The 23568-nt window shown below is 70.3% G+C and carries 18 protein-coding genes and 1 pseudogene; 9 read left to right on the top strand and 10 right to left on the bottom strand.

Annotated elements, in window-relative coordinates; translation table 11 throughout:
* Window positions 1–144: 144 nt before the first annotated feature.
* The 3 genes from C3488_RS24170 to C3488_RS24180 form a co-directional block, all read right to left on the bottom strand.
* A complete protein-coding gene (locus C3488_RS24170; RefSeq protein WP_103842715.1) occupies window positions 145–735 on the bottom strand; it encodes a DUF308 domain-containing protein in 591 nt (196 codons plus the stop codon).
* A gap of 46 nt (window positions 736–781) precedes the next feature.
* Entirely contained in the window at window positions 782–2401 is a 1620-nt protein-coding gene (locus C3488_RS24175; protein ID WP_103842717.1) for a tannase/feruloyl esterase family alpha/beta hydrolase, read from the bottom strand.
* Between the two features lie 185 nt (window positions 2402–2586).
* Window positions 2587–3306, bottom strand: a complete 720-nt coding sequence (locus C3488_RS24180; RefSeq protein ID WP_374955451.1) for a molybdopterin-dependent oxidoreductase — start codon at window positions 3304–3306, stop codon at window positions 2587–2589.
* Window positions 3307–3798: 492 nt separating this feature from the next.
* Between C3488_RS24180 and abc-f the strand changes: the two genes are divergently transcribed.
* From abc-f to C3488_RS24200, 4 genes and pseudogenes are all read left to right on the top strand, one after another.
* Entirely contained in the window at window positions 3799–5433 is a 1635-nt protein-coding gene (abc-f, locus tag C3488_RS24185; protein ID WP_103842718.1) for a ribosomal protection-like ABC-F family protein, read from the top strand.
* Window positions 5434–5510: 77 nt separating this feature from the next.
* Window positions 5511–5950 (top strand): annotated as a pseudogene (locus tag C3488_RS24190) (ATP-binding cassette domain-containing protein); the annotation flags it as partial.
* A gap of 127 nt (window positions 5951–6077) precedes the next feature.
* Complete coding sequence (locus C3488_RS24195) at window positions 6078–6641, top strand: ABATE domain-containing protein (RefSeq protein WP_103842720.1); 564 nt, start codon at window positions 6078–6080, stop codon at window positions 6639–6641.
* 565 nt (window positions 6642–7206) lie between these two features.
* Window positions 7207–7764, top strand: a complete 558-nt coding sequence (locus C3488_RS24200; protein WP_181139171.1) for a hypothetical protein — start codon at window positions 7207–7209, stop codon at window positions 7762–7764.
* Window positions 7765–7812: 48 nt separating this feature from the next.
* On the opposite strand, the gene C3488_RS24205 is transcribed toward C3488_RS24200, so the two are convergent.
* From C3488_RS24205 to C3488_RS24230, 5 genes are all read right to left on the bottom strand, one after another.
* Window positions 7813–8415, bottom strand: a complete 603-nt coding sequence (locus tag C3488_RS24205) for a GPP34 family phosphoprotein (protein WP_103842722.1) — start codon at window positions 8413–8415, stop codon at window positions 7813–7815.
* Entirely contained in the window at window positions 8412–9851 is a 1440-nt protein-coding gene (locus tag C3488_RS24210; protein ID WP_103842724.1) for an NAD(P)/FAD-dependent oxidoreductase, read from the bottom strand. Before C3488_RS24210 ends, C3488_RS24205 begins: the two co-directional genes overlap by 4 nt.
* Window positions 9852–9957: 106 nt before the next feature.
* The gene (locus C3488_RS24215; RefSeq protein ID WP_103842725.1) at window positions 9958–10404 is read right to left on the bottom strand and encodes a VOC family protein; all 447 of its coding nucleotides are present in this window, start codon (window positions 10402–10404) and stop codon (window positions 9958–9960) included.
* A 746-nt stretch (window positions 10405–11150) separates the two neighbouring features.
* Window positions 11151–11579 (bottom strand): organic hydroperoxide resistance protein, encoded by a 429-nt coding sequence (locus C3488_RS24225; protein WP_103842729.1) that lies wholly within the window; start codon window positions 11577–11579, stop codon window positions 11151–11153.
* A 338-nt stretch (window positions 11580–11917) separates the two neighbouring features.
* On the bottom strand, window positions 11918–13360 hold the full coding sequence (locus C3488_RS24230; protein WP_103842731.1) for an aldehyde dehydrogenase: 1443 nt from the start codon (window positions 13358–13360) through the stop codon (window positions 11918–11920).
* Between the two features lie 703 nt (window positions 13361–14063).
* On the opposite strand from C3488_RS24230, the gene C3488_RS24235 reads away from it, so the two are divergent.
* From C3488_RS24235 to C3488_RS24240, 3 genes are all read left to right on the top strand, one after another.
* Complete coding sequence (locus C3488_RS24235; RefSeq protein ID WP_103842733.1) at window positions 14064–15140, top strand: alpha/beta fold hydrolase; 1077 nt, start codon at window positions 14064–14066, stop codon at window positions 15138–15140.
* A 91-nt stretch (window positions 15141–15231) separates the two neighbouring features.
* Entirely contained in the window at window positions 15232–15384 is a 153-nt protein-coding gene (locus C3488_RS40720; protein WP_181139172.1) for a hypothetical protein, read from the top strand.
* Between the two features lie 459 nt (window positions 15385–15843).
* Complete coding sequence (locus C3488_RS24240; protein WP_103842735.1) at window positions 15844–16662, top strand: alpha/beta fold hydrolase; 819 nt, start codon at window positions 15844–15846, stop codon at window positions 16660–16662.
* A 285-nt stretch (window positions 16663–16947) separates the two neighbouring features.
* Here the strand turns inward: C3488_RS24240 and C3488_RS24245 are convergent, their stop codons facing one another.
* A complete protein-coding gene (locus C3488_RS24245) occupies window positions 16948–18483 on the bottom strand; it encodes an MDR family MFS transporter (RefSeq protein WP_103842737.1) in 1536 nt (511 codons plus the stop codon).
* Between the two features lie 238 nt (window positions 18484–18721).
* Here C3488_RS24245 and C3488_RS24250 point away from each other — a divergent pair, with 238 nt between their 5' ends.
* Both C3488_RS24250 and C3488_RS24255 read left to right on the top strand, forming a co-directional pair.
* Window positions 18722–19210, top strand: a complete 489-nt coding sequence (locus C3488_RS24250; RefSeq protein ID WP_103842739.1) for a TetR/AcrR family transcriptional regulator — start codon at window positions 18722–18724, stop codon at window positions 19208–19210.
* 437 nt (window positions 19211–19647) lie between these two features.
* Entirely contained in the window at window positions 19648–22392 is a 2745-nt protein-coding gene (locus C3488_RS24255; protein ID WP_103842766.1) for a LuxR family transcriptional regulator, read from the top strand.
* 82 nt (window positions 22393–22474) lie between these two features.
* Here the strand turns inward: C3488_RS24255 and C3488_RS24260 are convergent, their stop codons facing one another.
* On the bottom strand, window positions 22475–23281 hold the full coding sequence (locus C3488_RS24260) for an alpha/beta hydrolase (protein ID WP_103842741.1): 807 nt from the start codon (window positions 23279–23281) through the stop codon (window positions 22475–22477).
* Window positions 23282–23568: the final 287 nt, after the last annotated feature.

Below are 23568 nucleotides of genomic sequence, written 5' to 3' on the forward strand. Positions count from 1 at the left end.
CAACTCCGGCATCATGCGCGATGCGGGTCCCCTCGGGTGCGCTACCGCGTCGCGTGCCGGTCCACGTTCCGCCCGTACGACACGAAAGTCCCGGCCCGCGCCTCGGGGCGCGGGCCGGGACGGCACCGGAAGGTGGTGCTGCGGTCAGATGGTCCGGCTGCGCAACTGCCGGGATTTCCAGCCCAGCAGCAGGGCCTGGAGGATGAACCACACCCCGCCGCCGGTGGCGTACACCGACAGCACGTCGAGTGAGGGATTGTCGCCCGCGGCCTGGATGTTGTAGGAGATGCCGACGACGACCGACAGCCCGCCCGAGATCAGGGTCGGCCACTGCTTGCCCAGCGCGGGGCCACGCCGTCGCAGTCCGACGATCACCTGGGCGGCACCGGAGATGACGGCCCAGGCACCGAACACACGGAGCACCGGGGCCTCGCCGCCCGCGCCGGCGAGGCCGACCGCGATGGCGGCCAGCGCGCTCAGGGCCCCGTTGAGCACGGTGACCCGGCGCTCGCTACCGTCGGGAACGGCTCGGTAGTCGATCAGCGAGGACACCGCGTCGATCAGCGGATAGACGACGAGAAGCGTGATCGCCACGGCGTCGACGTGTTCATGGGCTCCGGCGAACGCCAGGGCCCACGCCACGGCAAGGACGCCGCGGCCCAGGTACAGCCTCAGCAGGGAGGAGCGCTCGCCCGTCATCGCCGGGCTCGAAGGCGTCGCTGTCTGAGTGCTCATGATGGTTCGCCTTTCTCAGGTCGGTGAATCGTCGGCGGTCGGGCGGTCAGGGCCGGGAGGGGGAGACGCAGCGGAAGCTGGAGGCGTCGGCCGGGTCGCCGTGGCCCTTGTACCGGGACGCCGACGGGTAGCTGCACAGCTCACGCGTGACCGTCCGACCGTCGGCGTTGATCAGGGTGGCGGGCAGCGTCCTGGGCGCCTTGCCGTGCTCGACCCAGGTGGTCAGCGCGGCGAGGCCGTCGGCCGAGCCGTCAAGGCCGTTGAGGCCGCAGTGGGCGGTGTTCGGGGCGAGGAAGAGACGGTAGAAGTCGTCGACCCTCTTTGAGTCGCCCATCTCCCGCTCGACCTGCCTGCGGTACTGCACGGTGCCCTGGGTGGGGATGTACTCGTCGGCCTGGCCGTGCCAGGTCAGCAGCTTGCCGCCGGAGTTGCGGAAGGCGGACAGGTCGGGGTCGTCCGTGCCGATGACCTTGTCGTACTCGGTCTCGGATTGCTTGAACAGCTGCGCGAACCGGCTGTAAGTGATCTTCGAGAGGTCGAGGGACGGATCCTTCGCCACCCACAGCCTGACCCAGTCGGCGGGCACCTGGAACGGCGCTCCCTCGACGTTCCCGTTGGCGCCGGGATCGAAAACACCCGCCAGAGCCGCCAGGTTCGCCCCGATCGGGACGCCGGACCACAGCTTCCCGCCCGACGGCGTGCGCGGACCGTCCCAGATCATGCGCACCACGGCCGCCTCGGCCGCCGTGATGGTCAGCTCCTCGCCGTTGCACACGACCTTGGTGCCGATCAGCCGGCGCGGGTCGAAGTCGCAGCGGGCCGCATCGCCGACGAGGCCGTCCTTGACGCCGTCGAGCGAGTCGCAGGCCTTGACGGCGGCGTCGGTGAATGCCTTGAACTCGCAGGGGGTCGGGTAGGTCTTCTCGTTGTTCATGACCACCTGCGGCCACAGCGTGGCCACCTCGAACTCGTCCCAGTTGATCGCGGGCGCGTCGGCGAGGATGCCGTCGTAGTCGGTCGGGTAGCGCTGGGCCTCCATGTAGCCCTGGCGTCCGCCGGTGGAGCAGCCGGTGAAGTACGAGTAGGCGGCGCGCCTGCCGTAGACCGCGTCGACGACTTCCTTGCCGACGACCGCCGCCTCATGCTGGGAGCGGGAGGCGAAGTTCTTCAGCAGGGCGGTGTTGACCTGCCTGTTGCTGTTCAGCGCCCAGCTGGTGTCGAGGGCGTCGCCGACACCGGCGTCCGTGGTGGTAGCCGCGTAGCCGTTCTTGACAGCGGTGGCCAGACCGACATTGTTGTCCCCGGCGAGGTAGGCGGCGCCGCCGAGTCCCTGGAAGCGGCCGTTCCAGCCGCTGACGGGCAGCCAGGTCTGCACCTTGGCGTGGTCGCCGTCGCCCGGGTGGGTGAGGGTGACCGTGACCTCGCAGAAGGCCGGGACGCCGGTGACCGTGCCCTGCAGGACCCCGGTGCCCTGGACGGTGCCGCCCTCCTGGCGCACCGCCGTCACGGACTCCACCTTGGTGCCGGCCGGAGCCCTCACCGACAGCGTGTCGCAACTGACGTGTGTGGAGGCGGAGTTCCGGGATTCCGCCGATGCGGTCGGGAGGTACACCGCCACAGCCAGCGGCACACCGGCCGTGAGGGCAGTCAGAAGTCGTCGTCTCATGGGAATCCATCCAAGATGTAGGTGTGTGCCTGGTTAACGCGGCGACACATGTGTATGGCGGATGAGCAGAGCAGCGGCTGGGGCGGGCGGCGGTCTCATCGCGGACGACGTCCGCGCCCATGCCTCCCTGACCTGGGCGCCACCCGAGACACCTCGGGTTTCACCGAGGACTGATCGGGACCTTATCACCGGTTAAGGCGGTGACGAAAGGGTGGGTTCACACTTCGGGTGAACCAGCGGTCGGACACTCCGGCCGGTTCCCACGATGCAGGCACGCCGAGCAACCGACGACAGTCAGTTGACGGTCCGCGTCCACGGATCCCGGCGAAGGACGGTGACCCGGGTCCGCCGTGGTCGTGGGCGAGGGGCCGGTCCTGCATGTCCAGTGCCACCAGGACGTCCGAGCGGCGCGCCCGCCCCAGGGTGAGGCTCTCGGTGTAGGCACCGTCGAAGCAGGTGAAGCGGACCGCCGCGCCCGGGGAGCGCACCCCGGCGGCGTCCAGGACGCCCGCCGGCTTCACCCCTTCGAAAGGCGTCTTGTCCACACGCCATCCGTCCGTGCACAGCACGTCATGGACGACCCGGGTCTGCGGCATCGCGCGCAGGTCGGCGAGCGTGTAGGTCCGCGGCTTCTCCACCAGTCCGCCGACCGTGAGTTGGTAGTTCATCTCGTCCTTGTGCGGCACCGAGCCGACGACGCTGTAGTACCGGAAGCCGCCCGGATTGGGCAGCAGGCCGGTCAGCCCGGTGGGGTCGACCTGGGAGGCGGCGCCCAGGAACCCCTCCCAGCCACGCTGGAGACGGGGCGCGGCGGCGAGCCCCGCGGCACCCGCACCGAGCATGCCCAGCATCGCCCGCCGTCCCACGGGTGCGCCCTCGGCCCTCGGCCTCGGCTTTCCTGCCATGGCCAGTGCGCTCCTTCGGAGTGATGACGATCCCGGCGATGTCCAGCCGCATGGGAGACGACGCCGGTCGGGCGGGCCCACAGTGTGAACCCCCTGTCGGGCCACGTCGTCACACATCGTCCCGTCATCACCTGTTCAACTGGTGACGATGGCCTGTATGGCCGACTCGGGCTGTCAACAACACGACACACGGAACGGTGCGGCATGCGCCCCGCTCGACATGTGCGCTAGGGCAGACATACATGGCTCCAGCCGGCCTGGACCCGGCCCGGGGCGACAGGTGCTACGCTCTGAGCGACGTAGACCGTGCATCGAGGAGTCGCAGACGTGCTGGGTGAAGACGACATCTCCGGGTGAGACCTGGATCTGACGGCCACCGGCCGGCGCTGAAGAGAGCGCTGCCTGGGTGGCCCGTTTCGTCGTACCCCATTTCCCACGTCTGCCCAGGGCAGAACTCCGAGCTCTGCCCTCAGTGCCTCCGAGGTCTCTTCCATGTCCGACGCCGCCATCGTCTGCTCGAACCTCTCCTTCTCCTGGCCCGACGACACCCCGGTCTTCCATGACCTGTCCTTCACCGTGGCCCCTGGCCGCACGGGCCTGGTCGCCCCCAACGGCTCCGGCAAGAGCACCCTCCTCAAGCTGATCGCCGGCGAACTCAAGCCCGCCACCGGCTCGGTGTCCGTGGGCGGCACGCTCGGCTACCTCCCGCAGAGCCTGCCCCTGATCGGGAACCTGACGGTCGCCGAGGTGCTCGGCATCGCCGAGGTCATCCGTGCCCTGGACGCCGTGGAGTCCGGCGACGTCAGCGAGGAGCACTTCACCACCATCGGCGACGACTGGGACATCGAGGAGCGCACCCGCGCCCAACTCGAGCGTCTCGGGCTGGCCGACCTCACCCTGGACCGCGGCCTGAGCACGCTCAGCGGCGGCCAGGTCGTCTCGCTCGGCCTCGCCGCCCAGCTGCTCAAGCGCCCCGACGTGCTCCTGCTCGACGAGCCCACCAACAACCTCGACCTGGAGGCCCGGCACAAGCTGTACGACGTGCTGTCGGACTTCAACGGATGCCTGCTCCTGGTCAGCCACGACCGCGCGCTGCTCGACCGCATGGAACGCGTCGCCGAACTCGGCAGCGACGAACTGCGCCTGTACGGCGGCAACTTCACCGAGTACGAGGAGGCCGTCCGCGCCGAGCAGGAGGTCGCCGAGAAGAAAGTCCGCAACGCGGAGCAGGAGCTGAGGCGGGAGAAACGGGAGATGCAGCAGGCCCGTGAACGCGCCGAGCGCCGAGCGAGCAACGCCGCGCGCAATCTCAAGAACGCCGGTCTGCCCCGCATCTTCGCCGGCAACATGAAGCGGGGCGCGCAGGAGTCCGCGGGCCGGGCCGGGCAGATGCACGCGGCCCGGGTCAGCGAGGCCAAGGCCCGCCTCGACGAAGCCGGACGCGCGCTACGCGAGGAGCAGCGCCTCACCCTGGAACTGCCCGACACCAAGGTGCCCTCCGGTCGCAACGTGTTCCTCGGCGTAGAGATGCAGGTGTGTCTTGGAGACAAGGCCGTGTTCGCAGAGGGCGGTGTCGACCTGACCATCCGGGGCCCGGAGCGCATCGCGCTGACCGGCCCCAACGGCGCGGGCAAGACCACGCTCATGCGCCTGATCACCGGGGAACTCGCCCCGGACGGCGGGGAGATCAAGCGCAACGACGGCCGGATCGCCTACCTGTCGCAGCGCCTGGACCTGCTTGACCTGGACCGCACCGTGGCGGACAACTTCGCCGCGTTCGCCCCCGAGCGGCCCGAGGCGGAGCGGATGAACCTGCTCGCCCGCTTCCTCTTCCGGGGTGCCCGGGCGCACCTGCCGGTCGGGGTGCTCTCCGGCGGTGAACGGCTGCGCGCCACCCTGGCCTGCGTACTGTGCTCGGAGCCGGCCCCCCATCTGCTGCTGCTCGACGAGCCGACCAACAACCTCGACCTCGTCAGCGTGGGGCAGTTGGAGGGCGCGCTCAACTCCTATCAGGGTGCCTTCATGGTGGTCAGCCACGACGAACGCTTCCTTGCCGAGATCGGGGTCAGCCGCTGGCTGCGACTGGCCGACGGCGTGCTCAAGGAGACAGGGACCCCCGCGGTGTGAGCTGCCGGAGCGTGCGGCGGCCCGCGTCCGAGGCCGTGCGCCCGGCGGGCCGACCACCGATCACATGGAACGGATTCCTGTGCCGCGGCCCGAAGGCGCTCGCCCATGACCTGGTCGCTCCCCGGGCGGCCGACGTGTCCTCGACGGCGTCTCCCTGACCGCCTCCCGCGGCCACCGCATCGGCCTGATCGGGGAGAACGGCGCAGGAAAGTCCACCGTGCAGGCGGTGCTCGCCGGCGAGGACGAACCCGACGCGGGAAGCGTCGCCGACTCGACCCTCACCGTGGTGCTCGACGACGCGCTGCGGGAGGCCCGCGAGGACCTCGCGGAGCTGGACGGGCTGGGCGAGGAGCTGTCCCGCGTCCCGGAGGACGCCCCCGGCCGCGTCCTCGGCACGGCCGGGCACGACCGCACGCTCGGCTCCTCTCCGGCGGGCAGCGCGGTCGGCCGGCGCTGGCCGCGCTGCTCATGCGGGCGGCCGTCGGCGCTGCTCGTCGACGAGCCGACCGGGCACCTGCCCACCCCCCTGTGCGTCGAACTCGGAGGCCGTGCTCGGCCCGGGTACCGGAGAAGAACGTGGGGAGGGGTGAGGGTTCTGGTGACGGTTCTTGCACTCCATGGGCGTCACCCGTCAAAATGGTGATGTGAATCTTAACCATGTCTTCGTATGCGGGCACCCGGCGCTCGACTTCGCAGCCACCCTTCGCGCCCGGCGCTCGACCCGTTTCGAGATGTTCGTGACCCCGGAGCGGCTCAACGCCTGGTACCTGGAGTCCGGACTCGTGGACACGATCACGCCCGGCGAGGAGGACGACGTCCGGGAGGCGATCGCCGTGCGGGAAGCGCTCTACCGGCTCGTCACCAACCGCCGGCTCGGTGAGGAGTTCGACCGTCAGGCACTCGCCGTGGTCAACGGCGCCGCGCGCAAGACCCCCGCGACACCGCAGCTCACCCTCACGGGCCGGCATACCGAGGCGACCCCCGAGCAGGCTCTGGCCACCGTCGCCCGGCAGGCCGTCGAACTGCTCAGCGGCCCGGACGTCCCCCTGCTGAAGGAGTGCGGCAACCCCGAGTGCACGCGCGTGTACATCGACCGGTCACGAGGCATGCGGCGGCAGTGGTGCGGCATGGAGTCCTGCGGCAACAAGTACAAGGCCGCCGCCTACCGCGCACGCAAGAAGAGCGCGTCCGTCGTGACCGCGCGCTGACCCTTGGCCGCGTGCATCGTGCGGTCTCGGCGCTTACCGGTACAAGCGCCCGCAAGCACTGCGATGGTCTCGCGGAACCTGTGCATCGACGCGCCCCGCACGTCGCCGGCCCTGAGGGGGGACTCGGACCGCTGACGCGGGGACGGGCTCCGGCCAGGGGAACGTGGCCGACTCCGGAGGCCCCGTACCGGTCCCGTCGTCCGCGTGTCCGAAACGGCGGAGCCTCAAGCCGGGGCAACGTGACAGCAGGCCGAAAGGTCCGGCGCACCGCGCCCGTCCGGCAACCGCTTCGAGGACTCCCGGCAGAAATACATGGCTCGGCGGCTCGAAGGTTCTGTCACACGTTTGCCGGGCAGTCTGTGCGACGGAGCCTCGTGCGCGGGGCGGCTGCGTGCCTTGAGCGGCTGAGGAACAGGCGGCACCAGCTACATGCGCAGGCACATCGGCGCTTATCGTGAACAGTGCACATGCCCGGCGAAGCATCTGGCGTCGACAGGTGTCCGCACGGGACCCTCGGCATGAGTACCATGCGCGACATCATCCATATCGAGGGAGTGAAACGGTTGTGACCAGCCGATCAGCCGTCCCGCTCCGATCGCGGTTGGTGGAACAAGCCGCGTCGGACCTGGAGGAGAACCGCCGTCAACAGCAGGAGCTGACGGAAAGGCTCACGGTGCTGAAGCAGGAGGAGGCCCTCCTGTCGGACATCCTGAGCCTCGCTCAGCGGTACAAGGGCGTCGCGGACCTGTCACGCCTGCCCGAGCAGTTGCAGGACGAGCCCGTCGCCGTAAAGGCGAAGCGAGCCCCTACCGGAGCCGCCGCGCGACGCTCGACCTCGGCCAGGACCGCTCCGGCGGGTGACGCGGCGAAGGCCGGCGCGAAGGGGAAGTCGCGTCGGCCTCTGCTCGGTGACCTCCTGTTGGAGCTGCTCGGCAAGCACGAGGGGCCGCGCCTGGCGAAGGAACTGCGGGACGAACTTCTGGAGAAGTACCCGGACCGCAACCCGACGCCGCAGGTGGTGCGGAACACCCTCGAATCCCTGGTCGCAAAGGGACGCATCCAGCGTCACAAGCAGCAGCGTTCCGTCATGTACACCCTCGTCACGTCGCGCGTGGCCCGCTGACACCTCCGCTCGTCCCGGTGGCCCGTGCGGCTGGACGCCGCAGGATTGCTACCCCCGCCATATGTTGTCGAACGCGCCGCCCTCGACACCCCGGCGCAACCGTACGGCCTCCAACTCCGTCACCGCGTCCCCGACGGCGGCCAGCACCGTGTTCACCGCGTCCCCGTCCGGACTCTCGCGGGCGTCCGACGGGGTGCCCCCGATCCTCAGGACGGCCGTCAGAGCGGCGAGGAGCGGATCGCCCGAGGCCCGGCGCTCCTCCGCCCGACGGCGCTCCGGGGAATCGGCCGACACGGTCCGCGTGAACCGCCTCCGAAGCCCGTCACCCCGCGGGTGGCCGCTGAGCCCGGCCCGCTCCAGGTCGTCGGCGTAGGCCGCGGCGAGTGCGCTGCCGCGGCGCCACAGCCAGTCCTCGACCGTCTCGTACGGCTCCCGCCGTAGGAGCGAGGCGAAAGCCTGATCCAGCAGACGGTCGCCCGTCGCCACCCTCGGACCGGGCACCATGCGGTCGCCGTCAAGCGTCAGCGCCCCGCTCTCCAGCAGATCGACCGCCTCCGCCCCCGCCAGTGCGAGGGAGAGGTCGCCCTGTTCCACCGGCCGGTCGGGCGGCAGTCCCAGGGCGACCAGCGCGAGGTCGCGTGCGGTGTTCATGAGTCCCTCCTGATCTCCAGCAGACGCAGCCACACCTCGCTGATCGTGGGGAAAGCGGGCACGGCGTGCCAGAGGCGCTCGACGGGCACCTCCGCGGTGATGGCGACGGTGGCCGAGTAGAGCAGTTCGCCGACGCCCGGCCCGGCGAAGGTGGCACCGACGACGACCTGACGGTCCCGGTCGATGAGAACGCGCGCCTTGCCCCGGTAGTCGGGGCGGTACTGGAGGGCGCCCGCGAGGTGGCCGATCTCGTAGTCGACGACCTCGACGGCGCGACCGGCGCGCTCGGCCTCGCGGACGGTCAGACCCACGGAGGCGACCTCGGGATCGGTGAAGACGACGCCCGGGACGGCCTCGGTGTCAGCCGTGCTGCTGTGCGGCGCCCAGCGGCCGGTGTCCAGTTCCTCGCCGCGGGCCCGGGCACCGATCACGGCACCGGCGATGCGGGCCTGGTACTTTCCCTGGTGGGTGAAGAGCGCCCGGCGATTGACGTCTCCGACGGCGTACAGCCAGTTCCCGGGCACGGCGGTGACCGTCAGGCTGTCGTCGGTGGCGATCCAGTCACCCGGGGCCAGTCCCACAGTGTCGAGCCCGACGTCCTCCGAGCGCGGGGCGCGGCCGGTGGCGAAGAGGATCTCGTCGGCGGTCAGTTCGCCGCCGTCCGAGAGGGTGGTCCGGACCTCTCCGTCGCGTGCCCGCTCCGCTGCGACGACGGAGACGTTGAACCGCACGTCCGCGCCGGCTTCCCGCAGCCGCTCGGTGACCAGTTCCCCCGCGAAGGGCTCCATGCGCGGCAGCAGCCGCTCCCCCCGGGCGAGCAGGGTCACCCGGCTTCCCAGCGCCTGCCAGGCGGTGGCCATCTCGACGCCCACCACACCGGCGCCGGCGACCGCCAGGCGGCGGGGCGGCTTCCGGGCACTGGTCGCCTCCCGGCTGGTCCAGGGCCTCAGGTTCTCGATCCCGGGCAGCGGGGGCAGGGCCGCGCGGCTGCCCGTGCACAGGGCGACGGCGTGCCGGGCACGTAGCCGGAGGGTATGGCCGGCCGGGGTCTGCACCGAAACCTCGCGCTCCCCGGCCAGGCGTCCGTGACCGCGCAGCAGGTCGATGCCTGCTGACTTGATCCACTCGACCTGGCCGTCGTCCTTCCAGTCGGCGGACATGCGGTCGCGGTGCGCCAGGACGGCCTCGGTGTCCAGCGGGCCCCTGACGGCGTGGCCGAGCCCGGGAACGTGTACGGCGTCGGCGCGGAGCAGGGCCGGGCGCAGCAATGCCTTGCTGGGTTCGCAGGCCCAGTACGAGCATTCGCCGCCGGCGAGTTCGCTCTCCACGATGACGGTGCTCAGGCCCGCGGCGCTGGTGCGGTCCGCGACGTTCTCGCCGACGGGCCCCGCGCCGATCACGATGACGTCGTAGGTGCGGGTGTTCTCGGTCGTCATGTGTGCTCCGATGGATGGACGTCGGCCGGTGGACGGGGTCGGCGGACGGGTGTCGTGACGGCGGTTCCGGCGCGGCGGTGGAGGCCGGCCGCGCCGGGACCGGGTCTCAGCGGCCGGGGGCGCGTTCGGTGACCTCCTGGAGGTACCACTCGTTGCCGTCCAGGTCCTTGAAGGCGGCGAAGGTGCCGTAGCTGGCCCGCTCGGGGTGCAGGCCGGGAACCCGGTGGGAGTCACCGGCGTGATGGAAGGCGCCGGTCTCGTCGCGGAACGGGCCGTGGACCTCCACACCGCGGGACTCCAGCTCCTTCTGGGCCTCGACGATGTCGGTGACGGTCAGCTGCAGGCCGTGGAGCGTGCCCTCCTCCTGCCGGGTGAGACCCTCGCCGAAGATGATCGAGCACTCGGAGCCGGGCGGGGTCACCTGCACGATCCGGTAGCCGTCGTCGATGGGGAAGTCGGCGTCGAGGCGCCAGCCGAGCCGCTCCGCGTAGAAGCGCTTGGCACGGTCCACGTCGGACACCGGGAGAACGACGACTTCGAGCTTCATGTCCACGGCTGTGATCCTGCTTTCGGTGGTTCGGACAATCGGATGGCTGGGATCGGTGGGCGGTGCCACCGGAGACGAACATGCCGAGCGTGAGCCCCGCTGTGAGCACCGTGACCGCACCGCTACCCGCGCTCACGTTCACGCCGTGAGCGCCGGCCCTCACTGTCGGCCGCGAGCGATGCGTGCCGCATCAGTCACCTGACGGTGTGGTCCTGCCGGTCCTCCGTCGCGGGCCCCTTAAGCCGTGTGGCCTCCTGAGGTGTCCCACCGGCCCGCTCCGAGGGTGGTGACCGATGCGTTACCGAGGCAACCGGCAGCCGGGAGTCTTCGCATACGTGTGAGGGTTGGGCGCTCCACTCACATGCGCCTGCACGGCAGTCCAGCGGCGGCAACCCTGGGTGCGGCTGCCCGGTGGGGATCGTGGGCCTTCAGCGCCGCCCGTCAGAGGAGGCTGGATGCGGGCGGACCGTATCCAGAGAGCACCACGCTCTCCGCCCAGGTCCACACCTGCGCGCCGGTGGGCCGGGCACGCCCCTCGGAGTCTGCCGGGTTCGGGCACGGCCGCTCGGCGGGGACGGCGGCGGAGACGCTGACGTGGGCGGGACGCCGGAGCCTGACGTGCCCTGCGTGTGTGTGCGCCGTGGCGGTCATGTCCTGCCTTCGCTCTTCGATAGGTGTGTGGGCCGGCCGAGAGGGGAGCGGGTCCCGTGCCGGGGGAAGTGGCACGGGACCCGCGGCCCTCGGGGGACGGGTCAGGCGGCGGTGCCGGCGTTGATGACGACGGGGATGTTGTCGCGCGTGGCCTTGGAGTAGGGGCAGATCTGGTGGGCGGCGTGCGCGAGTTCCTCGGCGGTGGCCTGGTCCACGCCGCCGAGGACGGGGTTGAGGACCGCGGAGAGGGAGAACTCCCCGTCGTCGCCGTGGGTGAGGGTGATCTCGGCCGTGATGGTGGTGCTGGTCAGCCGGATCCTGCGCTGGGTGGCGGCGCGACGCAGGGCGCCGAGGAAGCAGGCGGCCCAGCCGGCGGCCAGCAGTTGCTCGGGGTTGGTCGCGGTGCCGGCGCCGCCGAGTTCCTTGGGGAGAGCGAGGCTGGTCTCCAGCAGGCCGTCGGAGGAACGGACGTGTCCCCCGTTCCGGCCCTCTCCGTCGACGTCGACAACGGCGGTGTAGCTGACTGCCATGACTGGTGCTCCCGATCCGGGTCAAGAGGTCTTGGGTGCCTTCCCGACCAGGACACCGATTCCGTCACTGGTTGAGGAGGTGACGAAATCATGGCATCTCTTTATGTCACCGGTCAAGGCGGTGACTGATGTCTTTTCGCGGTCGTCTCCGCCCACGTGTTGCGGCGAACCGCGCCAAGGGGTGGGCCGTGTGCCCGCCGGCGGCGCGCCCGCCCTGCGAGATCCTCTCGGCGACGGTCCGGCCGAGAGCGAGACGGGAAACGTCGCGTCGGCGGCAGGTGGTCGGGTCCACCTGCCGCCGACAGCGATCTGTCCGCGGTCCGTGTCGCACGACCGGATCAGACGGTGATGGTCTTGTACTCGGTGTATGTGCCGAGGCCGACCGCGCCGTACTCGCGGCCGATGCCGCTGGCCTTGTAGCCGCCGAACGGGCCGTCGAAGGCGATGGAGGCGCCGTTGATGCTGATGGTGCCGGTGCGCACGCGGCGGGCGACAGCCAGGGCGTGCTCCTCGTCGGAGGACCAGACGCCGCCGGAGAGGCCGTACTCGGAGTCGTTGGCGATGCGGACGGCCTCGTCCTCGTCGTCGTAGGCGATGACGACCAGGACCGGGCCGAAGATCTCCTCCTGCGCGATGCGCATGGAGTTGTCGACGTCGGCGAAGACTGTGGGCGTGACGTAGTTGCCCGCCTCCAGGCCCTCGGGGATCTGCGGGCCGCCGGTGACCAGGCGGGCGCCCTCCTCGATGCCGAGCTGGATGTAGTCGCGCACCCGCTCCTGCTGGTCGGGGCGGATCATCGGGCCGATGAAGGTGTCGGGGTCGTTCGGGTCGCCGACCTTGAGTGACTCCACCAGGTCCTTCAGTGCGGCCACGACCTCCTCGTAACGGCCGCGCGGCGCGAGGATCCGGGTCTGGGCGATGCACGACTCGCCGTTGTTGAGCAGGGAGCCGAACTTCACACCCGCGACCGCCTTCTCGATGTCCGCGTCGGGCAGGATGATGGCGGCGGACTTGCCGCCCAGCTCCAGACTGACCCGCTTGAGCTGCTCGCCCGCGATCGAGGCGATGCGGCGGCCGGCCCGCGTCGAGCCGGTGAAGGCGATCTTGTCGACCTCCTTGTGCGACACCAGGTACTCACTGGTCTCCCGGTCCGCGGGCAGGACGCTGATCACGCCCTCGGGCAGGCCCACCCGCTCCAGCAGCTCGGCCAGGAAACCCATGCTCAGCGAATTCTCCGGCGACACCTTGAGAACCACGGAATTGCCGGCGACCAGGGCCGGGATGATCTTCGAGGTGGCCGAGGAGAACGGCGAGTTCCACGGGATCACCGCGGCCACCACGCCGATCGCCTCACGACGCACCACGCTGCGCACCGGCGACGCAGGGCCGGAGGGCTGAAGCGTCTCCTCCCAGCCGAACTCCTCCGCCGCCTTCAGGTAGGCGTTCGCCTGCCGGGTCAGACCGGGCTGTCCGGCGCGGGTGAACCAGCCGGCCGAACCGTTCTCCAGCGAGATCAGGTGCGCGATCTTCTCCGCGTTCTCCTCGCGCAGTGCGTTGAACCGGCGCAGGACCGCGATCCGCTCCGCCGGTGGGCTCAGACGCCACGCGCCCGCCTCGAAGGACGACCGCGCGGCGGCGACCGCGCGGTCGATGTCCGCCGCCTGCGCCTGCGCCGCACGGCCGACCACCGACCGGTCGTGCGGCGAGGCGATGTCGAGCAGCTCCGGGTCGCTCGGCGCCACCCAGGAACCGCCGATGAAAAGCCGGTCGTACGTGATCATGTGCTTTCTCTCTTCCGGTGTGGTCGGTGTGTCCGGACCACTCGCTCTCAATAACTGTCACTTCACTGTAGCAGTTCCATGGATTAGCTGCACATAAGTGTGGCGGGACAGCAATGATCCTTTTCGCGAACGATGCTTACGGCACGCGTGCTCGCCGACGACGCCGCCCACCGGCGCCGGGACACCCGTATCGCCGAGGTGAACCTGGTGTCTCACCGGCCAGACACACCTGATCCCCGGGCGATGCCGACGTGACGGTCGGCACGTTTTCGAACGGCGCCGAGGCGGTCGGCTCAGTCGAATGACCCAAGCTTCCAGAGGTCGGAGCCGGGAGAAGAAGGGGAGACTCCCACGACGGTGGAGTTGCCCGGTGCCCCCACCTGCGACGCGGACAGCAGGCCGATGCCTCACACCCACCGGTTGCCCTCGTCCGCGATGCACCGTCACATGACTGATGTGCCTGCTTTCACCACGGACGAGAGTATGCGCATCGGCCTACCGCATGTGGCGTCGGCCGACCCCGCGGAAGCAACAGTCCCGAACCTGCCGTTCAGCGCACCAGAACGATCGCCGTCACCTATTTGAGAGGTGACGAAGCGCGTGCGAGGGTCATCGCGCCAAGGCGCCGCGACGATCTCGTTCCGCCGGTGTGAGCGGGAGGTCCCGGGCGAGAGCCGGTCACCGAAACGACGGAGGTTTTCACATGATCAACAGGCGTACCTTCAGCAAGGCCGTCGGCCTGGGCACCGGCGCGGCCGCGGTCTCACTGTCCGGCCTGCAGACCGACGCGTCCGCCGCCACCGGCGCGACCGCCTCCCCCCAGCCGAGCGGCGCACCCACCCCCACCGTGCCCACCATCACACCCGGCACCCACACCGGCTTTCGCACGCTCAAGCAGGTCAAGGCGGGTGTCCTCGACATCGGTTACGCCGAGGCCGGACCCTCCCACGGCCCGGTCGTCATCTGCCTGCACGGCTGGCCGTACGACATCCACAGCTACGTCGATGTCGCCCCGCTCCTCGCCGACCTGGGCTACCGCGTCATCGTTCCCTACCTGCGCGGCCACGGCAGCACCCGCTTCCTGTCCCGGCACACCCCGCGCAACGCCGAGCAGTCCGCGATCGCGCTCGACATCATCGCGCTGATGGACGCCCTCAAGATAGAGAAGGCCGTGCTCGCCGGCTTCGACTGGGGCTCGCGCACCGCCGACATCATCGCCGCGCTGTGGCCCGAACGCGTCAAGTCCCTGGTCTCCACCACCGGCTACGTGATCACCAACGTCAAGGCACAGCTGACGCCGGCGGCCCCGGCCGTCGAGCACAACTGGTGGTACCAGTGGTACTTCGCCACCGATCGCGGCAAGCAGGCCATGGAGAACGAGGAGCAGCGCATCGCCCTGTGCCGCTACGTGTGGACCCTCGTCTCCCCCAACTGGGACTTCGACGACGCCACCTTCCAGCGCACCGCCCAGGCTTTCAAGAACCCCGACTACGCCGCCATCGTCCTTTACAACTACCGCTGGCGCATCGGCCTCATCGAGGGCGAACGCCGCTACGACCGCTACGAGAAGCAGCTCGCGGCCCAGCCCTCCATCCACGTTCCGACCGTCACCCTCGACCCCGCCCTCGACCCTTTCACCCCGCCCGGCGACGGCACGTCCTACCGCAACCACTTCACCGGGCCCTACGAGCACCGCACCATCGCGAACATCGGCCACAACCTGCCGCAGGAAGCACCCACCGCCTTCGCCCAGGCCATCGTCGACGCCGACCACCTCTGAACCCCCGCGACGACCACCGACGCGGCAACCGACACACCGCGTCGGCCGCTGCGAGGAACGGTCCCGGACGAGCGAAGTCCACAGGAACGGTGTGACCGCCGCGCAGCTGCGTGACCTCGTGGCAACGGACGCGGTGGTGCTGCCGTCCATGAGGGCCACCGACCCTGTCCACATGGCCGTCTCCCTGGACCGGATCACCGAGTCCGGTGTGGCGGCGACGCCCGGATGGCGAGCCCGAAGATGAGGGAGGCGCCGGCTGCGCGGCGGCACTGGCCGACTTCATTTATGCGGGACGCATGGGCACAAGCGGACGACGAGACGCCTACGACGAGGTGAGACGACGCACGGCGCGGCGAGTCGCGAACAACCACGCGGCCGGGAAGGGCAGGTGCCCTTCCCGGCCGCGCGTTCGAGTCCCGGCGCACCCATAGAGGCGCGGCCTCGACGCCGCTCATGACACCTCCCCTTCTGCGCACATGTCTCCGCGCGAACCCAGCAACGCAGCGGCCGCGGGGACGCAGCGAGTCACCTCCTTGACAGGTGATGGCTGACCTGACAGATTCATCACCTGTCAAGACGGTGACGAATGCCGCCGCAGTCGACCGGCAATCGTCGAACCGCCTGAAACCTGAAACCTGTAACTGCCTGAAAGGGGTTTGTCGTGGTGAGCATCAAGGGTGGACGCAAGCGAGTGGTGACGGGTATGTCCTCGGCGCTCACGGCGGGGCTCGCGCTCGGCGCGTTCACCCTCAGCGGCACCGCCAACGGCGCGACCAAGTCTTCCGAAGCCGCCGGAGCCGGCAGACACGTCAAGCCGACCATCGTCCTCGAGCACGGCGCATTCGCCGACGGCTCGAGCTGGAACGGTGTCATCGCCGACCTGCGCGCCGACGGCTACCCTGTGGTCGCCGCCGCCAACCCCCTGCGCGGCCCCGCCTCCGACGCCGCGGCCCTGCGCACCGTCCTCGACCACATCAAGGGCCCCAAGATCGTGGTCGGCCACTCCTACGGCGGCAACGTCATCAGCGAGGCCGCCACCAACGACCCCCAGGTCAAGGCCCTCGTCTACGTCGCGGCCTTCCTCCCGGCGCCCGGAGAGAGCGCCCTGGAGCTCACCAATAAGTACCCGGGCTCCACCCTCCCCGCCGCCCTCGACCCGGTCACCTACAAGCAGGCCGACGGCACCGCTGCCACCGACCTGTACATCCAACAGGTCAAGTTCCACCACCAGTTCGCCGCCGACGTCCCCGCCGCTCAGGCCGCCCTCATGGCCGCCGAACAGCGCCCCATCGCCCAGGCCGCCCTGGAGGAGAAGGCCACCACCGCCGCCTGGAAGACCAAGCCCAGCTGGGACGTCGTCACCACCGAAGACCTCAACATCCCTCCGGCCGTCCAGCGCTACATGGCCAAGCGCGCCCACGCGCACACCACCGAGGTGGCCGCCTCCCACTCCGTGGCCGTCTCCCATCCCCACCTCGTCGCCGACGTCATCGAGCGGGCCGCCCGCGCCACCGTCCGCTGACACCTCGAGGGACGGCGGGGCTCACTGTCCCGCCGTCCCCGGGTCACGCCACAGACATCAACGGCACACCCCACAGGTGTGCCGTTCGGCGTGTCCCACGGGGTCGCGGGACTGCGCCGCGAGTGAGGTCGCCCTGCACGCCGCGATCGACTCGCCCAGCTCAGGAGGCTCTCGGAGAGCGCCCCGGTGAACGGCGGCGTGTGGCCGGCCCTGCGGGCGTCCGGAGACGCCGCCGGCCGGCACCCGGTGAGGCGTCGGCCGGTCGAGGGCGTGTTGTCCGGTGGCTCAGGCGGCCGGGACGGCGTCCTTGTCCCTGGCGGGGTCCGTGCTACCGGCCCTCTCACCGGGCTTCCGAGCCGGCTTGAGGAAGAGGGCGAGGAGGATGCCGACGACGAGAGTGGGGGCGATCCAGAGGTAGCCGGTGGCCGTGGCGTGGGCGAAGGCGTCCCGTGCGGTGTCGCGCAGGGCGGCGGGCAGATGGCCGATGGTGTCGGGGCGGGCGGCGTCGAAGCCGCCGGCGGTCGTCAGGCCGCGGGTCCCGTCGGCGAAACCGGTGTTGAGGAGGGTGCCGAAGACGGCGACACCGAAGGCCGCGCCGATGGAGCGGGCGAAGGTGACCACGGCGCTGGCGGCGCCGAGATCGGCGGCGGGCACACTGTTCTGGACGGTGGTCAGCACCACCATGGGCACCATGCCGATGCCGATACCGGTGATCAGGAAGTACACGCTGAGCACGAGGGTGTCGGTGCTCGCCCCGATGGTCCCCAGCAGGAGCAGCCCGGCAAGGTTGGCGAGCAGACCCACCAGAAGGACCACTCGCAGCCGCTCGACGTGCGCGGCCCAGCGTCCGGCCAGTGACTGGCTGACGACCAGCCCGGCGACCAGGGGCAGCATGTGGATGCCGGAGAGAGTGGCCGAGACACCGTGGACGATCTGAAGGTACGTCGGCAGGTAGACCAGCGCGGCGAACATCGCGGCGTTGGCGAAGAATCCGATCAGCGAGGAGAAGACCACGGTCCGGGAGCCCAGCATGGCCGGCGGCAGGACCGGGGCGGCAGCGCGGCGCTCGACGGGCACCAGCAGCACGGCGAGCAGAGCGGTGGCGGCGATCAGTCCGAGAATGGCCGGCGAGCCCCAGCCCCAGCGCTCGCCGAAGGAGGTGATCAGGATCAGGCCGGTGGCGATGGCGGCCAGGAGGGTCGAACCGAGAAAGTCGATGCGGGCCCCTGCTCCCCGGGTGGCTGCGGGCAGCGCCCGCGCGGCGATGGCCAGGGCGACCATGCCGACGGGCAGGTTGACCAGGAAGGCCCACCGCCAGGACAGCTGGTCGGTGAAGACACCGCCCAGCAGGGGGCCGACGATGCTGGCGACGCCGTAGACCGAACCGAACATGCCCTGGTAACGGCCGCGTTCGCTCGGCGCGACGATGTCACCGACGAGGGCGAAGGTCAGCACGATCATGCCGCCGCCGCCCACGCCCTGGAGCACACGGGCGCCGATCAGTTCGGGCAGGTTCTGCGCCAGACCGCAGGCCACCGAGGCGATCAGGAAGATCGAGGTGGAGGCCAGGTACAGCCGCTTGCGGCCGAACATGTCGCCGAGCTTGCCCCACAACGGTGTCACGGCCGTCGACGCGAGCAGATACGCGGCGCTGACCCACGCGATGTCGTCGAACCCGTTCAGGTCCTCCGCTATCCGGGGCAACGCGGTGGAGACGATCGTCTGGTCCAGGGCTGCGAGGAGGACCGCCAGGACCAGCGCGCTCATCGCGGCGGCGGCACCACCCGCCTTGGGTGACGGGGGGTTGCATGCCTTCGACATCAGAACTTGCCTTTCTTGACGTGGTGCACGTGGACGGTGCCGACCGCCGCCGGACGACGAGACCCACCCGTCTGGCACTCCCCGACTTATCTGTCACGCTACTGTAGCATTTAATGAGCAGACTTCCCCTCTTGCGAGGCAGTAGATGTCTCAGGCTTCACATTCCGCCACTAGACTCGGTGCGGTGAGAGCCGACGCAGCACGCAACCTGGAAGCCGTCCTGACCACCGGAGCACGCATGCTCGCCGCCGACCCCGGCGCCAGCATCGCCAGCATCGCAGCCGAAGCAGGCGTGGACCGACGCACGGTCTACCGCCGCTTCGCCTCCCGCGAGGAACTCCTCGCGGCCATCTACGAATCCCGCCTCACGGCGATCGAGCACGCCATCGAGGACGCACGACTGCGCGAGGCACCCGTCGCCGTCGCCCTGCACCGCTACGTCGAGAACATCATCGCCGTCAACCGCACCTGGCCCGTCGACCTCGCCCGCATGCTCGCCGACGACAGCGTCCACGCGCGCCGCGACAGGTCCGTCCGCGAGGTCGACGCCTTCCTCGAACGCGCCACCGACGAAGGCCTCCTGCGCCCCGGTCTCCCGGAGGGATGGGCGAGCGCACTGCTGCCCCAGCTCATGCACCTCGTGTCCCGGCAACTGCCCGAACTGAGCCCTGCACAGGCGGCGGACGTCGTGGTCGACACCCTGCTGCACGGCCTCGGAGCACCCTGACACACCGACGGCCCTCGGGAACACATGTGTCCACGTGTCCCGAGGGCCGGCCTGTGCGGCGGCGGTACGGCCGCGTCCCCCGTCGCTCGACTCGTTCCACGGCCTTCACCAGCAGTGCGCCTGCGGGCATCCGCACACACATGCACAGTAAATACGTATAACGAGAGTTCCCATTCGACGACAGCCACGGTAGGGCCGGTCCGCGCGCCGTAGCCGACGGCTCATGACCCGTAGGCCGGAGGCACACCCGGCGTACGGTGGGCCATATGTCCGGCAAGAAACATTTCGGCCCTATCAAGTGACGAAAGCCACGCGGACATTTAGTCTTCGTTCCACGTGGAGCAGAAGAGGTGGCGGGCGCAGCGGCACGCCGGCGTCGGACCGGAGTGTTCGGCGGGGAAGGGGAGTGGGGGGCAGTGGAGTCGATCACCGGCACCATGGTCGGCCGCGAAAGCGAACAGGAGACGCTGTCGGCGTTCGTGGCGGCCTCCGGGGGCCGGGCTCTCGTCCTGCGGGGTGACACGGGTGTGGGCAAGAGCACCCTGCTGGACCACGTGGCCGATCTCGCAACGGGTGAGCAGCACAGGGTGATCCGGGCGGCCGGGGTCGAGGCCGAGTCGGAACTGCCGTTCGCGGGGCTGCACCAGATCCTGTATCCGCTGCTGTCCTACCTGGACCGGCTGGACGAGGTCCACCGGAGAGTCTTCGACGTCGTGTTCGCCAGGAGCGAGGGGACTCCCCCGTCGGTCATGACCCTCGGCATCGCCGTCCTGGACCTGCTGTCGCTCGCAGCGTCGCAGAAACCCCTCCTGCTGGTGCTGGACGACGGTCAGTGGCTCGACGCCTCCAGCACCGAGGTCTGCGGCTTCGTGGGACGCCGCCTCACCGGCAGCTCGGTGAAGCTGATAGTCGGTCTGCGCGCCGCCGTACCCTCGGGTTTCGACACCGCCGCGCTGCCCGAACTGCCCGTGACAACGCTGTCCGAGAAGGCCTCCGAACAGCTCCTGGACATGCGCCATCCCGGGCTGGAGCCCCAGATCCGCCGTCTCGTGCTGGACGAGGCCCAGGGAAATCCGCTGGCCCTGCTGGAACTGCCGCCCCACGTGCGCGGCCACCGGGCGGGACGCGACCCCGAGGAACTGCCCGGGTACACCGGCGTCCCGCTGCCGCAGCGGCTCCAGCACGTGTACGGCGCCCGCATCGCGACCCTCGGCGACGCCGTGCGCGCGGAGCTGCTGCGCGGCGCCCTGGACGGCGTCGAGGCCGGCACCGCGGCAGGCCGTCCGGGGCGCACGCGCTACCGCATGAGGGACGCCGACGAGGCGACGGGCTGCGGCCTGCTGGGCATCGACCCGCTCACCGGTGACTTCGTCTTCAGGCACCCCCTGGTGCGGTCGACGGTGGTCCAGATGGCGACCCCCAACGAACGGCGTGCGGCCCACGCCGTTCTCGCCCACGTACACCGCGAGGACCTGGAGCGGCGCGCCGTGCACCTGGCGGCCTCGACGGTCGATCCCGACGAGCAGGTCGCGACCGTACTGGAGGCAGCCGCGGACTCCGCCACCCGGCGCGGCGGCGCCGTTGCCGCCGTGGCCTGGCTGACCCGGGCCGCGGAGCTGAGCGAGAGCCACGAGGACCGGTCCCGGAGGCTCGGCAGCGCGGCGTTCATCGCCGGGCACGCCGGCCAGCTGGACCGGGCCCAGCGGTTGGTCGGCTCCGACACCGCATTCGGGCAGCGGGAGTCCCCGGCGTCGGTGGTCGCATCGGCCTACGTCGCGCTGTACGAGGACGGGGACGTACGGTCCTCGCAGCGTCAGGTGCTGACGGCGATCGAGAGCATGCGGGCCGGCGGCGTACGGGAGCCGGACGAGATGCTCACACGACTGGTCAACCTGCTTCTGGCCATCAACCAGTACGCGAGCGACGAGACATCCTGGATACGGACTCATGAGCTTCTCGGCTCCCTCGGCGGCCTGGTGCCGTCCATGTCACGTATCTACCAGGACGCCTGGGGCGACGTCGTGCGGCGCGGTGCGGGCGTGCACGAGCGGGTGGAGCGTGCCTTCTCAGGAGTCCGCGACCTCGAACCGTGGGACGTCACCCGCCTGTGCGCCGCCGCCTACCACGTGGACACGCTCAGCCAGTACCGGCGGCATCTGCAGCGCACCGTGGACCGCGAGGTCGAGACGGGGGCCGTGTCGGTCGGCATGACCATGCTGCACCTGATCATGCTCGACCAGATGGCGGTCGGTGAGTGGAACGAGGCCCAGCGCACAGGACAACGCTGCCTGGAACTGACCACCTCTCATCGCAATGCGCTGTTCGCCCACCAGAGCCGTGCGTACCTGGGGCTGCTGGCCGCGCTGCGTGGCCAGACCGAGCGCGCCCGCGAACTCCAGGCCGTCGTCGACGCCTGGGCCCGTCCCCGCGGCATCGGCTTCCTCGCCCAGATCGCCGACGCCATCGGCACCACCGCCGCCCTCAGCGAAGGCGACTACGAAGCCGCCTACCTCCATGCCATCGGCATCACACCGCCCGGCTCCTTCGCTCCCTACGCCCACCAGGCGTCCCGCACCCTCCTCGATCTCGTCGAAGCAGCCCTGCACACCGGCCGCTCAGAACAAGCCCGCGCCCACGCCCTCGCCGCACAAGAAGCCGGCCTTCCCGAGATCTCCCCGCGGCTCGCCCTGGTCACGTACGGCGCCCTGGCCATGACCGCCACCGATCCGACCGAAGCCGACGTTATGTACGACCGCGCCGAGACCCACCCGGACGCCGCCGTCTTCCCCTTCGAACTCGCCCGCATCCGCCTCGCTCACGGCATCCGCCTGCGCCACACCCAAGGACGCAAAGCCGCACGGCCGTCCCTGACCCTGGCCGCGGAGACGTTCGAACGGCTCGGCGCACCCACGTGGACCGAACGGGCGCGGGCCGAGCTTCGTGCCACCGGGGCGGCCACCCTCGCCTCCTCGGCGCACCTCACGGCGCTGACCTGGCAGGAACGCCGGATCGCGGATCTCGCCGCCGGCGGCCTGACCAACAAGGAGATCGGCGAACGCATGCACCTGTCGCCGCGCACGGTCAGCTCCCACCTGTACCGCGTCTTTCCCAAGCTCGGCATCACCTCGCGCGCCGCGCTGCGTGACGCACTGGGCAAGATCCCCGGCGAGCAGAACGTGTGACCGTGGCGTGTGACCCCGTACCGTGTGACGGCAGTGGTGCCGACGGCCCGGGACGACAGGTTCTGTCACGGTTGCGGTGTGTTCAGCCCTCCGCGGGACGGCCGCGGATGCCGCGTTCGTCGAGCCAGCCGAGCACGTAGTCGGCGACGAAGCGCCATCCGTTGTCGATGACCAGCGAGTGGGCGCGGTCCGCGAACTGCTTCAGGTCGGTCACGGCCGTGGAGTCGCCGTACTGCTTGTAGACCGCGCGCGTCACGGAGTCGGGCACCAGTCGGTCCTCCTGCCCGGAGATCAGCAGGAGCGGGCCGCGACGTTCGTTGGCGATGTCGGCCATCGCGCGCGGGCTGCGCTCCGCGTCGGCGCGCCCGAGATCGGTGAGCAGTCGGCGCGGTGCCGGCACCACATAGCGCTCGAAGAGCCGGTCGGACTCCTCCGCTTCGACGGTGTTGGCGAAGACGTGGTGGAACTGCTTCGGGGACAGGGGCACCAGCCGGTCGGTGGTGTCCGCCGGGTCGGGGGTCCACAAGCCGGTCCGGGAGGTGGACAGCGGGACGCCGTTGACCGGGGCGGGAGCGATCGCCACCGCTGCCCGGCCCACGTTGGCGCCGATGAGGTGCTGCGCGATGAGCCCACCGACCGAATGGCCGACGAGCACCGGCGAAACCTCGAACGACCGCACGATGTCGGCGTAGTGGTCCGTCAACGCGTCCAGTCCGACGCCGCCGAGCGCCTCGGGCGACTTGCGCACCTCCCGAGCGGCGGCGGCCTCCCCCGGCCATCCCGGTGTGAAGACGAGGAACCCCTGGCTGGCGAAGCGCTGTGCCCACGACTCCCAGGAAAGCGCATGGAACCACGCGCCATGGATGAAGACGACGGGAGTACGGTTCACGGCTGGCTCCTCCGAGCATGACGACCACCCGGCACCGGCACGCGGGCGACTGTTCCAGAATCGTCCGGGCACGGGCCCGGGGCGACAGTCGAATGACTTAATGTCGGCCCGGCTCAACGTCTCCCCTTCACCAGTGCGCTCGACCGCCCCGGCAGGGCAGAGTGTTCCAACTGCCGGCCCCAACTACACGAACACCAGCTACGGCACCCTGCAAGACCTGGTCGTTCGGGCAGGCCAACCACCGGTACTGAGATCCTTCGGACCTGATCGGCGGCCGCCGGTCAAGC

It is taken from the genome of Streptomyces sp. Ru72 (genome assembly GCF_002920635.1).
Taxonomy (GTDB): domain Bacteria; phylum Actinomycetota; class Actinomycetes; order Streptomycetales; family Streptomycetaceae; genus Streptomyces.

Coding starts and splice junctions, on each gene's coding strand:
- C3488_RS24170 (WP_103842715.1), bottom strand. CDS start 735: ATGAGCACTCAGACAGCGACGCCTTCGAGCCCGGCGATGACGGGCGAG.
- C3488_RS24175 (WP_103842717.1), bottom strand. CDS start 2,401: ATGAGACGACGACTTCTGACTGCCCTCACGGCCGGTGTGCCGCTGGCT.
- C3488_RS24180 (WP_374955451.1), bottom strand. CDS start 3,306: ATGGCAGGAAAGCCGAGGCCGAGGGCCGAGGGCGCACCCGTGGGACGG.
- abc-f (WP_103842718.1), top strand. CDS start 3,799: ATGTCCGACGCCGCCATCGTCTGCTCGAACCTCTCCTTCTCCTGGCCC.
- C3488_RS24205 (WP_103842722.1), bottom strand. CDS start 8,415: ATGAACACCGCACGCGACCTCGCGCTGGTCGCCCTGGGACTGCCGCCC.
- C3488_RS24210 (WP_103842724.1), bottom strand. CDS start 9,851: ATGACGACCGAGAACACCCGCACCTACGACGTCATCGTGATCGGCGCG.
- C3488_RS24225 (WP_103842729.1), bottom strand. CDS start 11,579: ATGGCAGTCAGCTACACCGCCGTTGTCGACGTCGACGGAGAGGGCCGG.
- C3488_RS24230 (WP_103842731.1), bottom strand. CDS start 13,360: ATGATCACGTACGACCGGCTTTTCATCGGCGGTTCCTGGGTGGCGCCG.
- C3488_RS24235 (WP_103842733.1), top strand. CDS start 14,064: ATGATCAACAGGCGTACCTTCAGCAAGGCCGTCGGCCTGGGCACCGGC.
- C3488_RS24240 (WP_103842735.1), top strand. CDS start 15,844: ATGTCCTCGGCGCTCACGGCGGGGCTCGCGCTCGGCGCGTTCACCCTC.
- C3488_RS24245 (WP_103842737.1), bottom strand. CDS start 18,483: ATGTCGAAGGCATGCAACCCCCCGTCACCCAAGGCGGGTGGTGCCGCC.
- C3488_RS24250 (WP_103842739.1), top strand. CDS start 18,722: ATGCTCGCCGCCGACCCCGGCGCCAGCATCGCCAGCATCGCAGCCGAA.
- C3488_RS24255 (WP_103842766.1), top strand. CDS start 19,648: ATGGTCGGCCGCGAAAGCGAACAGGAGACGCTGTCGGCGTTCGTGGCG.